The sequence below is a fragment of the Pseudomonas sp. MYb2 genome (assembly GCF_002979955.1).
GTDB lineage: Bacteria > Pseudomonadota > Gammaproteobacteria > Pseudomonadales > Pseudomonadaceae > Aquipseudomonas.
In genome coordinates this window covers 194,107-206,517 of record NZ_PCQC01000001.1, presented here as the reverse complement: position 1 = coordinate 206,517, position 12,411 = coordinate 194,107, and the positions used below count along the sequence as shown (strand labels likewise).

At 60.4% G+C, this 12,411-nt stretch carries 14 protein-coding genes; 4 read left to right on the top strand and 10 right to left on the bottom strand.

What is annotated here, in order from left to right; all coding sequences use genetic code 11:
- Positions 1–92 precede the first annotated feature (92 nt).
- Genes CQ009_RS01040 through CQ009_RS01015 form a run of 6 tightly spaced genes read right to left on the bottom strand, consistent with a single transcriptional unit; the run spans position 93 to position 4,702 of the window.
- Positions 93–800, bottom strand: coding sequence for an HAD family hydrolase (locus CQ009_RS01040; protein ID WP_105704650.1), 708 nt, complete (start codon positions 798–800; stop codon positions 93–95).
- Positions 797–1,696 (bottom strand): tyrosine recombinase XerC, encoded by a 900-nt coding sequence (gene xerC, locus CQ009_RS01035; protein WP_007950060.1) that lies wholly within the window; start codon positions 1,694–1,696, stop codon positions 797–799. Before xerC ends, CQ009_RS01040 begins: the two co-directional genes overlap by 4 nt.
- A 2-nt stretch (positions 1,697–1,698) precedes the next feature.
- Positions 1,699–2,424, bottom strand: a complete 726-nt coding sequence (locus CQ009_RS01030) for a DUF484 family protein (RefSeq protein WP_064389523.1) — start codon at positions 2,422–2,424, stop codon at positions 1,699–1,701.
- Positions 2,425–2,437: 13 nt separating this feature from the next.
- The gene (dapF, locus tag CQ009_RS01025; protein WP_064389522.1) at positions 2,438–3,268 is read right to left on the bottom strand and encodes a diaminopimelate epimerase; all 831 of its coding nucleotides are present in this window, start codon (positions 3,266–3,268) and stop codon (positions 2,438–2,440) included.
- 3 nt (positions 3,269–3,271) lie between these two features.
- Positions 3,272–4,519: a diaminopimelate decarboxylase gene (lysA, locus tag CQ009_RS01020; RefSeq protein ID WP_064389521.1), complete on the bottom strand. Its 1,248-nt coding sequence runs from the start codon at positions 4,517–4,519 to the stop codon at positions 3,272–3,274.
- A 9-nt stretch (positions 4,520–4,528) separates the two neighbouring features.
- The gene (locus CQ009_RS01015; protein WP_007911098.1) at positions 4,529–4,702 is read right to left on the bottom strand and encodes a lipoprotein; all 174 of its coding nucleotides are present in this window, start codon (positions 4,700–4,702) and stop codon (positions 4,529–4,531) included.
- A gap of 342 nt (positions 4,703–5,044) precedes the next feature.
- On the opposite strand from CQ009_RS01015, the gene cyaY reads away from it, so the two are divergent.
- The 3 genes from cyaY to rnk all read left to right on the top strand — a co-directional run bounded on the left by cyaY (position 5,045) and on the right by rnk (position 6,244).
- Entirely contained in the window at positions 5,045–5,377 is a 333-nt protein-coding gene (cyaY, locus tag CQ009_RS01010) for an iron donor protein CyaY (protein WP_007911100.1), read from the top strand.
- 4 nt (positions 5,378–5,381) lie between these two features.
- Complete coding sequence (locus CQ009_RS01005) at positions 5,382–5,603, top strand: DUF1289 domain-containing protein (protein WP_105704649.1); 222 nt, start codon at positions 5,382–5,384, stop codon at positions 5,601–5,603.
- Positions 5,604–5,824: 221 nt separating this feature from the next.
- A complete protein-coding gene (gene rnk / locus CQ009_RS01000; protein ID WP_053124969.1) occupies positions 5,825–6,244 on the top strand; it encodes a nucleoside diphosphate kinase regulator in 420 nt (139 codons plus the stop codon).
- A 7-nt stretch (positions 6,245–6,251) separates the two neighbouring features.
- On the opposite strand, the gene CQ009_RS00995 is transcribed toward rnk, so the two are convergent.
- The 3 genes from CQ009_RS00995 to CQ009_RS00985 form a co-directional block, all read right to left on the bottom strand.
- Positions 6,252–9,095 carry a class I adenylate cyclase gene (locus CQ009_RS00995; protein WP_105704648.1) on the bottom strand — a complete coding sequence of 948 codons (2,844 nt, stop codon included), beginning with the start codon at positions 9,093–9,095 and terminating at the stop codon, positions 6,252–6,254.
- Between the two features lie 182 nt (positions 9,096–9,277).
- Positions 9,278–9,523 carry a TIGR02647 family protein gene (locus CQ009_RS00990; RefSeq protein ID WP_008084565.1) on the bottom strand — a complete coding sequence of 82 codons (246 nt, stop codon included), beginning with the start codon at positions 9,521–9,523 and terminating at the stop codon, positions 9,278–9,280.
- A gap of 254 nt (positions 9,524–9,777) precedes the next feature.
- On the bottom strand, positions 9,778–10,062 hold the full coding sequence (locus tag CQ009_RS00985) for a hypothetical protein (protein WP_038359149.1): 285 nt from the start codon (positions 10,060–10,062) through the stop codon (positions 9,778–9,780).
- A gap of 123 nt (positions 10,063–10,185) precedes the next feature.
- Here CQ009_RS00985 and CQ009_RS00980 point away from each other — a divergent pair, with 123 nt between their 5' ends.
- Positions 10,186–10,845, top strand: a complete 660-nt coding sequence (locus CQ009_RS00980; RefSeq protein WP_105704647.1) for a glutathione S-transferase family protein — start codon at positions 10,186–10,188, stop codon at positions 10,843–10,845.
- Positions 10,846–10,952: 107 nt separating this feature from the next.
- Here the strand turns inward: CQ009_RS00980 and argH are convergent, their stop codons facing one another.
- Positions 10,953–12,347: an argininosuccinate lyase gene (gene argH / locus CQ009_RS00975; RefSeq protein WP_007911110.1), complete on the bottom strand. Its 1,395-nt coding sequence runs from the start codon at positions 12,345–12,347 to the stop codon at positions 10,953–10,955.
- Between the last annotated feature and the right edge of the window lie 64 nt (positions 12,348–12,411).

Here is a 12,411-nt window from a genome sequence, read left to right as displayed (position 1 = left end):
TGAGCCTGCTCGCGATAGCGGTGTGTCAGTCCACCTTGATGTATCTGACACACCGCTATCGCGAGCAGGCTCACTCCTACAAGGGAACTGTGTCAGTTCGAGCTGGCATTCCAGCGCGCGAGTACGGCTGGCAAGTCAGTCAGGCTACGGATTTCAGCATCCGGCAAGCGCTCCGCTTCCCAGACCTTGCCCGCCGGGTTAAACCAGATCGCCCGCAACCCCGCCTGCTGCGCCCCGGCAATGTCATCACCCGGATGATCGCCGATATGCACAGCGGTTTCGGCTGTAGCGCCCCCGCGCTGCAAGGCCTCGTGGAACAACCGCGCATCCGGCTTGGCGATGCCGATATCTTCCGCACACAGCGCAAACTTGAAGTAATCCGCCAGGCCCAATCGCCGCACATCGGCATTGCCATTGGTGACTACGCCAAGCGCGTAATCATTGGCGAGAATCTCCAGCACCGGCTCCACTTCAGGGAACACTTCGATCTGATGCCGGGCATGCAGAAACACTTCAAAACCCTTGTCTGCCAGCTCGTTGGCTTCGCCATGGGCATATCCAGCGTCTTCCATCGCATGAAACAACACCCGCCGACGCAGCGCGCTGATCCGATGTTTCAGCCCCGGCTCATTTGCCAGCACTTGCTCACGAATCGCCCACAAATGCTCCACCGGCACCGCGCCGAGATTCGGCGCATGTTCGCTCAGCCATTCGCGCAATACCGCTTCGGCGCTGACGATCACTGGCGCGGTGTCCCAGAGGGTGTCGTCGAGGTCGAAGGTGATCAACTGGATACTCATGAATCGTCGCCTTTCATGCGTTTGGCCCGTGGATGGGCGCTGTCGTAGACCGCCGCCAGGTGCTGGAAGTCCAGGTGGGTGTAGATCTGCGTGGTCTTGATGTCAGAGTGGCCAAGCAATTCCTGCACAGCGCGCAGGTCCTGCGAAGACTCCAGCAAGTGGCTGGCGAAGGAGTGCCGCAGCATGTGCGGGTGCAGGTTTTGCCCCAGTTCACGCTCACCGGCCAGTTTGACCCGCACCTGAATCGCTCGTGGACCGAGGCGTCGACCTTGCTGGCTGACGAATACAGCGTCGTCCGCCGGATTGGTCATGGCCCGCAATGGCAGCCATTGTTCGAGCGCTTCGCGGGCCTTTTTGCCCACCGGTAGCAGTCGGGTCTTGCTGCCTTTGCCGAGTACTTGAACCATGCCATCGGCCAGATCAAGTTGATCAAGATTAAGCCCGGTCAGTTCGGAGAGGCGCAGACCGGAGGAGTAGAACAATTCCAGAATCGCCTGATCGCGCCGTGCGAGAAAATCATCTTCGACCGCACCTTCAAGCAACTGCAGCGCACGGTCGGTATCGAGGGTTTTCGGCAGGCGGCGCTCGCCTTTCGGCGGCGCCAGACCGGTCGCCGGATCATGGTCGCAAAGTCCTTCGCGATTCAGATAGTGATAGAGCCCGCGCACCGCCGAAAGCAATCGGGCGAGACTGCGCGAAGACTGGCCCTGCGCATGCAAACGGGCGATCAGGCTGCGCAGGCGCTGGATATCCAGTGCCGCCCAACTGCCGATGTTCTGTTTTACGCACCAGCCGAGGACTTTATCGAGGTCGCGGCGGTAGGCCGACAGTGTGTGCGGCGACACCTGCCGCTCACTGCGCAGATGTTCGCAGTAAGCGTCCAGTTGTCGTTCCATGTTCAGCGTACCGAGCGCAGGGAGCTGTTGACCCGTGGCAGCACGCGGCCCATGACTTCGGCGATGTAGCTCAAGAACAGCGTGCCGACCGAACTCTTGTAGTGCTGCGGATCACGGCTGGCGATTGCCAGAATGCCATGGATGCCCTGATGGCTGACCGCAACGACGGCAGTGGAACCGATCTGCTTGCGCTGTTCTTCGCCGAAGAGGAAATCCAGCTCGTGCTCGCGCAGGGTGCCGCTGACGCTTTTGCCTTCGGTGAGCAGGCCGCCGATAGCGACTTGGGCGTCGGCGTGGGTCACCCAACGACCGACCGGCGCCGGGTTGTCACCGAGCAAAATCAGGCTGACAAAAGGCACCTGAAAGTCCTGGCGCAGACTGTCTTCGACGCTGATCACCACGTCTTCGAGGCTGCTGGCATCCATCAAGGAAAGAATGAGGCGACGGGTCTTGTCGAACAGGCGATCGTTGTCGCGGGCGACGTCCATCAACTGCGAGAGGCGATGACGCATCTCGATGTTGCGGTCACGCAGGATGGTCATCTGCCGCTCGACCAGCGAAACGGTATCGCCACGCTGGTGCGGAATGCGCAGTGCAGGCAGCAGTTCTTCGTGCTCGACGAAGAAGTCCGGATGCGCCTCGAGGTATGCGGCAACCGCTGCCGCCTCCAGGCTCTCGGACGCTGATTCGTCGGACTGTCGGGCGGGTACCTGAGGCTTATCGGTCATGGTTTCTGCTCACTCAAAGACGTACTTGTCCTTCGTATACACGCACTGCCGGACCGGTCATCAGCACCGGTTGGCCAGGGCCTGCCCATTCAATGGACAGACGCCCGCCGGGCAGGTCGATCAATAGTGGCGAATCCATCCACCCCTGGCTGATCGCAGCGACAGCCGCTGCACACGCGCCGGTGCCGCAGGCCTGGGTTTCCCCGGCGCCACGTTCCCACACGCGCAGTTGCGCGCGGTTGCGGTCGATGACCTGGAGAAAACCAACATTCACTCGCGCGGGGAAGCGCGGATGGTGTTCGATTTTCGGCCCCAGTTCATGCACCGGTGCGCTGTTGATGTCCTGCACGCGCAGCACTGCGTGAGGGTTGCCCATCGACACGGCGGCCAGTTCGACCGTGGTGCCGTCGACTTCCAGCTGGTAGCTGATGGCTTGCGCTGGCGCGTCGAACGGAATATCCGCTGGCACCAGACGCGGGGCGCCCATGTTCACGCCGATCTGGCCGTCGTTACGCACGTCCAGTTCGATGATGCCGCCCTTGGTCTCGACGCGGATCTGCCGTTTCGCGGTCAGACGCTTGTCGAGCACGAAGCGCGCAAAGCAGCGCGCACCGTTGCCGCACTGCTCAACTTCCGAGCCGTCGGAGTTGAAAATCCGGTAACGGAAATCCACGTCCGGGTTGCTCGGCGCCTCGACGATCAGCAGCTGGTCGAAACCTATGCCGGTGTGGCGGTCGCCCCATTGCTTGGCGTGCTTTGGCTGAATATGCGCGTGCTGGCTGACCAGGTCGAGAACCATGAAGTCATTGCCCAAGCCGTGCATTTTAGTAAAACGCAGCAGCATGGGTTACTCCGGCAGCAGGCTTTCGCCGGCAAACAGCTCGGCCACGGTTTCGCGGCGACGCACTTCAAATACCTGATCGCCATCTACCAGCACTTCGGCGGCGCGGCCGCGAGTGTTGTAGTTGGAGCTCATCACAAAACCGTAGGCACCGGCCGAATGCACGGCCAGCAGATCGCCTTCGGCCAAGGCCAATTCGCGATCCTTGGCGAGGAAGTCACCGGTTTCGCAGATCGGGCCAACGATGTCGTATTTGCGCGCAGCGGTGTCACGCGGTTTGACCGCCGTAACGTCCATCCACGCCTGATACAGCGCCGGGCGGATCAGGTCGTTCATCGCTGCGTCGACGATGGCGAAGTCTTTGTGTTCGGTGTGCTTGAGGTACTCGACCTGAGTCAGCAGCACGCCGGCGTTGGCAACGATGAAACGGCCTGGCTCGAACACCAGCGCCAGATCACGACCGTTCAGACGCTCGCGCACGGCTTTGATGTAATCGGCAGCCAATGGCGGCTCTTCATCGCGATAACGCACGCCCAAACCACCACCGAGATCGATGTGGCGCAGGTGAATGCCGCAATCGCCGAGACGATCGACCAGATCCAGCAGACGGTCGAGGGCATCGAGGAACGGTGGCAGCGTGGTCAGTTGCGAACCGATGTGGCAGTCGACGCCAACCACTTCCAGGTTCGGCAGATGCGCGGCACGCACGTACACGTCTTCGGCGTCAGCAATGGCGATGCCGAACTTGTTCTCTTTGAGACCGGTGGAAATGTACGGGTGGGTGCCGGCATCGACGTCCGGGTTCACACGCAGCGATACCGGGGCGCGAACGCCCAGCTCGGCGGCGACCACTTGCAGGCGTTCCAACTCGTCGGTGGATTCGACGTTGAAGCAGTGCACGCCGACTTCCAGTGCGCGACGCATGTCGTCACGGGTCTTGCCGACACCGGAGAAGACGATCTTGTCAGCGCTGCCGCCAGCAGCCAGTACGCGCTCCAGCTCGCCACGGGAAACGATGTCGAAACCGGCGCCGAGACGGGCCAGGACATTCAGCACGCCGAGGTTGGAGTTGGCTTTGACCGCAAAGCAGACCAGGTGCGGCATGCCAGCCAGCGCATCGGCGTAAGCCAGATACTGGGCTTCGATGTGTGCGCGCGAGTAAACATAAGTAGGCGTGCCGAAGCGATCGGCAATGGCGGACAGCGCCACACCTTCCGCGAACAGTTCCCCGCCACGGTAGTTAAAAGCGTCCATGGCGATCCCTTATTGGTAAACGTCGTGCTTGTGTGCTTTGGACGGTTGCTTCTGCGAAGACTGGGCTTGCTCGGCCGGGTCCTGATCGTCATCCGGCAGGTACAGCGGGCCTTTTTGACCACAGGCCGAAACGAGGCAGGCAACCGCGACGAGCGCAGCAAGGGAAGAGATCAGGCGCTTCATGGCGAAATCCTTGAAAATGCGTTAATTGCGCCGGAGTATACCGGCCACCCGGCAGCTTGCCTATGCGAGGGGGTTCCCGTCCGGCGGGGCTTGCCCAAAGCTGCCCGAACCGCCGCAATCTCCTGTAGGAGTGAGCCTGCTCCGGGCGGCGATCTGACGATAGCGAAGTGTCAGATACATATATGTTGACTGACACACCGCTATCGCGAGCAGGCTCACTCCTACAAGGGTTGGGTGTCAGGCGTGGGGCAGGGTGCTTGGTCGTTAATCTTTGCAATCGGCCGGCAGCGTCCGTATCTTTCGGCGCTTGAGCCTGATCAGACATTTTTTGAGGTTGCCGCAATGAGTTTGTCCGAAGCCCGTTTCCACGATCTGGTCGATGAAACCCAGGAAAAACTGGAAGACATCTTTGATGAAAGCGACCTGGATATCGACATGGAGAACTCGGCCGGTGTGCTCACCGTCAAGTTCGAAAACGGCTCGCAGCTGATCTTCAGCCGTCAGGAGCCGCTGCGTCAGCTGTGGCTGGCGGCGGTGTCCGGTGGTTTCCACTTCGACTACGACGAAGAAAGCGAGCGCTGGATGTGCGACAAGAGCGAAGAGCAACTGGGCGAAATGCTCGAGCGCATCGTCAAGCAACAGGCCGGCGCCGAATTCGATTTCGAAGGTCTGTGATTCCGTGACTGATACCGCTCCCGTTCGTCCACCGAAGCCGCTTTACAGCAATGTCAGCGCGGCAGTGCCTTCGCCGTGCAGCGGCGTGTGCCGACTGGACGAGCAAAAGGTCTGCCTCGGCTGCTTCCGCCATGTCGAAGACATACGCGAATGGCGCTCGGCGGACGACGAGCGCCGCCGGGTCATCTGCGCTCAGGCCGCAGACCGACGCAACTCCTCAATGTAGGAGCTGCCGAAGGCTGCGATCTTTTGATCTTTAATCTTTAGAAGCAAAGATCGCAGCCTGCGGCAGCTCCTACAGGGGTGGCCGGGTGGATGACTTGTATATTTTTTGAGCTGTGATAGTGTCCGAACACGCCTCAACCCATCGAGGCCTGGTGAAAACCCCGTCTTTTTTGGCGGGGTTTTGCTTTTTTTGTGTGCAGAAGAAAGGAGTCTGCCCGGATCATGACCGCACCTTCCATCACCCTTACCCGTCTGGACGTGCAACGTCTGGAGCGCCTGATCGACAACCTGAACGAGAAAGACCAGGCTGCGCCGGGCGTGATTGCGCTGCAAACCGAGCTGGACCGCGCCGATACCGTGGTCGGCCACGATGAAGTGCCCGCCGATGTCGTGACCATGAATTCCCGTGTGCATTGCCGCGAAGAAGGCAGTGGCAAGGATTACCACCTGACGCTGGTCTACCCCAAGGATGCCAACGCCGATGAAGGCAAGATCTCCATTCTGGCGCCCGTCGGCAGCGCACTGCTGGGCCTGAAGGTCGGTCAGCACATCGACTGGCCGGCACCCGGTGGCAAGACCCTCAAGCTGACCCTGCTCGAAGTCGAGTCGCAGCCGGCCAACGGTGGCGCCTTCCCCGAGTAACCCCGCCTCAGACCTGTTCGAGCGCCTCGTTCAGGGCGCGCTCCAGGTCAGCCTTGTAGCGCAGATACAGATTGCTTGAGCTCTGCCCATCACCGAGCAGGCCCGAAAGGTCGAGGTCGGTGATGTAGCAGCGATAGCGTTCGCTTTCGCGGCGCTGCTCGACGATCTCCCGGGCGACCACGCTGAACAGCTGGTCGCCATGCTCCAGCTCGCTGAATTCCCGTTGATTGCAATACAAAGTGACCTGCACTTCGCCCGGTGCAGCTTTGCCGACGATCGCCTGCACGTCGTAGAACGGCTTGTTCACCGGCGTCTGCGGTGCTGGTCGCACTTCCACTCGTCGTGCGCGCCCTTGGCCGGAAGGCAATAACTGGTAATACAAAGTGTCGAGGCGCACCTCCGCGCTGGCATCCATCGGTAGCACCGCTTCGCGGCGGAACAGGATCGATTGCAGGAAACGCTGCAGCGGCACCAGCAGACTCTGCTCGTCGTGGTACGGCAAATGCTGCTGCCACAGTGCATTGAATTCATCCAGCACGTACAGCTCGGCCTGCTGCTCGGTGATCCGATAGAACACCTGAATGCATTCCGGCTGGCCCATCGGCAGGATCAGCGCGAGGTCGTGTTCTTCCAGCGCCATCGGGTCCAGATGCAGCGGGCTGTAGCGCGGCTGCTCTTCACCGAGGTAATCCAGCAACGCCGGCAGGGTGGCGAGGGCGACATGGTTGACCTGGCCCGGCACCAACTCCAAAACGTGATAGTGCTGCTGCACCTGAATCAAATAGCGGTGGTTCAAATCACTGAGCAGCAGGTTTTGCGCGGTGTCGACGATTTCCTCGACGCGGCGGGCGATGAATTGCGCGCGGTTGTGGCAGAAGCAGCGCACTTTCAGCGAGGGCTGCAACGGTCCGCGTGGCAGATTGTTGAGGTAGTCGCGTAGGCAGTCGAGCAAAGCGTGCGGCCCGTCGAAACGGTTGACCAACACCTCGTTCCAGCTGTTGAGCGTGACCTGATCGAGGGTCAGCACGAGGTTTTCGCGCACACCGGCGTAGCTCAATGAGTCAGTGCGCTCGGTGGTCATCAGGATATTCAGGTCGCGGTGATGCTTGAGCGGGTCGACGCCGACGTTGACCAGCATCAGCACTTCACTCGGCACGGCGGCGCGCAGCAACGGCTCTTCGGCCACGGTGGCCAAGGGCAGGGCGATGCACTGTTGCAGGCTGCCGAGCAGGTTGAACAGCTCGAACTCGCTCAGGTCGCTGTTGCCGGGATGCAGAGCCAGTCGCGTGCTGCTGTCGATCACGCCGTTGCGGTGGCACCAGGTCAGCAGTTCGAGCAGCTCGCGACTGCGCTTGATCGGTGCGAAGTGTTCCCACTCCAGCGCGGTCAGGCTGCCGTTGTAGAGGCCCCACTGAGTTTGCCCCGGTTCCTTTTTATTGCGCGACTGCACCAGGGTCAAAGTATCTTCAGCCAGATCCGGGGCGATACCGGGATTGATGAACTCGACCTTGTCGGCCTTGCGTTCGAACGCAGCGTAGAGACGGCGACCGAGGACGTTGAGATCGCGCTTGTTGATCAGGCTGACAGTCTGCTCGGTACGGGCGAACTGGGTCAGGAAGCGGTAGCTGTAATTCAGTTCGTTGACCAGCGCGCGGCGCTCGGCGCTGACTTGACGGACTTTCCACTGGCTGCGGCTATCGAGCAGGGCGAGTTGGCGCTGATCCCAATGCCATTCACTGGCCAGCCTTTCCAGCAATGAACGCTGCCAGCTTTGGGTGCGGCTGTTGCCGGTGAGCTTGCGGTTGACCTTCAGGTACAGCGCGCGGCGCACCAGTTCCAAGCGTTCCGGCTCATTGCGCGCAGTCAGATATTCCTCGATGCGCCGGTACACGACCATGTACGGGTCCAGCTCGTCGAGATCGAGCTGATTGGCGAACACAGCTTTCTTGAAGCGCAGGCTCAGGCACTGCACGCGCGGGTGTTCGCTGGCGTAGACCTCGGTCAGCAGCAGTTTGAGTACCGATTTGTAGGGTGACTCGATGCCCTTGAACAATTGCCACAGGCCGGCGCCAATGAACTCGCCCGGCGGAATCGTCGCCAAGTGGCCGAGGTCGAGGGTTTCGTCGGCCCGAATAAAACGCTTCGACAGCAACGTGTGGGTGTATTGGTCGTAGGCGGTTTCTTCGTAGACCGGCACCAGCCACCAGATCGGCGTGCGCCCGGCCAGCCAGATCGCCGTGCGGTAGAACTCGTCCAGTAGCAGATAGTGCTGAGTGGTACCGCAGTTTTCCGAACTGAGCTGGGTGTCGCGTTCGCCTTTGACGAAACGTACCGGGTCGATGAGAAAGAAATGCGCTTCGGCACCTTGGCTGGCCGCCCAGATTTCGAGCAACTGACATTTTTTGCTCAGTTCGGCGAGTTCGTTTTCGCTCAGGTCTGGCGCGTGGCAAACCCACACGTCCATGTCGCTCTGATCGGCCTGCGCCAGCGTGCCAAGGCTGCCCATCAGGAAAAGGCCATGAATCGGTCGCGGCGGATTGCTGCCATGGCGCGGCTTGTAGGAAAACGAACGGGTCAGGCGCTGAGCTTCGGCAAGCGCATCGGCGTCTGGCTCGTAATTGGACACTCCGGCCGGTGTACTGCCCGAGACATATCCCGGCAGCAGCGGATGGTTGACGTGAAAGAACAGCGGCAACAGCGTCAACACGCTCTGTTGGCGTGTCGACAGGCCTTCAAGGGCGCGGCCGAGGCGGCCTTCATTGAGTTTGAGAAAGCGTGCGCGCAGCTGGCTGAGGACCTTGCGGTCGATACCTTCGTCCAGGTCAGGGCGGATTTCGTGGGTGCGCGTCATGTCAGCTCAAACCGGCTCGCAGGCTCGGATGTAGAGGGTCTCGGAATGTCAGGCAGTTTAGCCTTAGCGCAGCGGGACTTTTAAGCTGAATTTGTTTTTGACGTCAGATTTCTATCGCGAGCGACCGGGCAGGCCCGCGGAAATCCCGTGGCAGGAGTTCCCGTGGGCAAAGTCGGGGAGGATCAGGCGGTTTCCTGCTCTCTCAGAATGGTCAGCACGGTTTGCACATTTTGTGCGGCGTCGCGACCGAGGCTGGTCAGATAACCGCCATCGGGCTGATCGGTCAGGTCTTTTTCAAAGAGGCGTTTGGCGGCAGAAATATGTTTCGGGGCAGCGGTCTGATGAATTTTCAAACCTTCCTGGGAACTGTCCAGGGGAAAGAGTGCGAGGACTTCCAGTTCGGCAACCAACTCAGGGGTAAGCGACATAAGGACTCCAGACTTTCTAGGAATTGGACGACAGCGCCCCTAAGGTGAACCCGCTTTTGCGGCATGTCCAGTGCTCAGATCAGGGATTTTGTCTTGAGGCGGATTCCAGTGTAGTCGGGGCCCGGGAGTTGGCTGGATGGATACGTTACAAACATTGTAGGAGTGAGCCTGCTCGCGATAGCGGAGTGCCTGTCAGCATAGTCTTCACTGACAGGACGCTATCGCGAGCAGGCTCACTCCTACAGGATCGGGGCTTACTGCTTTTCTGGCGGTAATTCCGGCAATGCACGCAACGCCGCTTCGTACCATTCGGTATCAAATGCACGGTCTTCATCAAGCATCGCGTCAATCTCGTAGGCCAGCACATGCGCCATCAGATTGAGGATCTCTTCGCGCTCCACACCCACTAGTGTCAGCTTGTTGAAGGTCGCTTTGGCTGCTGGTGGGTTGTCGCTTTCGATCTGGTTCTCGATGGCTTCGATCAAAGTAGCCTCGGTGAACTCTTCTTCGTCGTTGTCGATGTCTGTCGGCTCGCTCATGGCAGGCTCCTCATGGAAAGGCGCCAGTTTACCCGCATTCAGCGGCGTGATGCTGCTGGCGGGATTTGCCCCGGCGATCTATAAACAGGCACTGCCCACCCCGCACGGCCTGGAGGCTATGTGATGCTCAAGCTCTACGGATTCTCAGTCAGCAACTACTACAACATGGTCAAACTGGCGCTGCTGGAAAAAGGCCTGCCGTTCGAAGAGGTCACGTTCTACCCGACGCCGACCCCGGAATCACTGGCCATCAGCCCGCGCGGCAAAGTACCGGTGCTGGGCGTAGACGCGGGCTTTATCAACGAAACGGCGATCATCCTCGAATACCTCGAACAGACCCAAAAAGGCACGCCGCTGCTGCCGAGCGATCCGTTCGAGCGCGCGCAGGTGCTGGCGATCGCCAAGGAAATCGAGCTGTACATCGAGTTGCCGGGGCGTGCCTGTTATGGCGAAGCATTTTTCGGCATGAGCCTGCCGGAGGCGATCAAGGAAAAGACCAAGACTGAATTGCAGCTGGGTTTTGCGGCGCTGGGCCGGCACGGCAAATTCGCCCCGTACGTGGCGGGCGACAGCCTGAGCATTGCCGATTTGTACTTCCTCTACAGCGTACCGCTGGCCTGTGCGGTCGGGCAGAAGCTGTTCGGGATTGATTTGCTGGCAGAGATGCCGCAGGCGAAAGCATTGCTGGAGAAGCTTGAGCAGAATCCGCATGTGCAGAAGATTGCGGCGGACAAGGAAGCGGCGATGCCGGCGTTTTTGGCGATGATCGCTGCCAAGAAGTGAGGTTTGTAGTGAGTTGAAGGCAGCTATCGCGAGCAGGCTCACTCCTGCAGGGGAACGCATTCCAATGTAGGAGTGAGCCTGCTCGCGATGCTTTTGGCTTTTGGCTGTTAGCGGCTAGCGATCAGGGCCTGACCGCGCACCACAGCCGCTTTGACCTGCGCCGGCGCAGTGCCGCCGATATGGTCACGGGCATTCACCGAGCCTTCCAGGGTCAGCACGGCAAACACGTCCTGCTCGATCTGGTCGCTGAACTGGCGCAGTTCTTCCAGGCTCATCTCGGCCAGATCCTTGCCAGTGTCCACGCCGTATTTCACGGCGTGGCCAACGATCTCGTGGCAATCACGGAACGGCAAGCCACGACGCACCAGATAGTCCGCCAGATCGGTCGCGGTGGAGAAACCACGTAGCGCTGCTTCACGCATGATCGCGTGCTTCGGTTTGATCGCCGGAATCATGTCGGCGAAGGCCCGCAGCGAGTCGCGCAGCGTATCGGCAGCGTCGAACAGCGGCTCTTTGTCTTCCTGGTTGTCCTTGTTGTAGGCCAGCGGTTGGCCCTTCATCAAGGTCAGCAGGCCCATCAGTGCGCCGAACACACGGCCGGTCTTGCCGCGCACCAGCTCTGGCACGTCAGGGTTTTTCTTTTGCGGCATGATCGAGCTGCCGGTGCAGAAACGGTCCGGCAGATCGATGAACTGGAATTGCGCGCTGGTCCACAGCACCAGCTCTTCGGAGAAACGCGACAAGTGCATCATCGCGATGCTCGCGGCCGAGCAGAATTCGATGGCGAAGTCGCGATCGGAAACGTTGTCCAGCGAGTTGCCGCCCACAGCATCGAAACCCAGCAGTTGCGCGGTGTATTCGCGGTCGATCGGGTAGGTGGTGCCGGCCAGCGCAGCACTGCCCAGTGGCATGCGGTTGGTGCGCTTGCGGCAGTCGACCAGACGCTCGTAGTCGCGGCTGAGCATTTCGAACCAGGCCAGCATGTGGTGCCCGAAGGTCACTGGCTGCGCGGTCTGCAAGTGGGTGAAGCCGGGCATGATGCTCGCGGCTTCGCGCTCGGCTTGTTCCAGCAGGCCTTTTTGCAGGCGGGTGATTTCGGCGAGGATCAGGTCGATTTCGTCGCGCAGCCACAGGCGGATGTCGGTGGCCACCTGATCGTTACGGCTGCGCCCGGTGTGCAGCTTCTTGCCGGTGACGCCGATGCGATCGGTCAGGCGCGCCTCGATGTTCATATGCACGTCTTCGAGATCGATGCGCCAGTCGAACTGGCCGGCCTCGATTTCGCCCTGAATGGTCTTCAGGCCATCAATGATGCTGTCGCGCTCGGCATCGGTCAGCACGCCGACCTTGGCCAGCATGGTGGCGTGGGCGATCGAGCCCATGATGTCGTGGCGATACAGGCGCTGGTCGAAAGTGACGGAGGCGGTGAAGCGGGCGACGAAGGCGTCGACGGGTTCACTGAAGCGGCCGCCCCAGGACTGATTGGTCTTGTCAGTGCTCATGAATTCGCTCGTATCGGCTTGAAGAAAAAAGGCGTGAAACGCTGGCGCGGATAATAACAGGGTT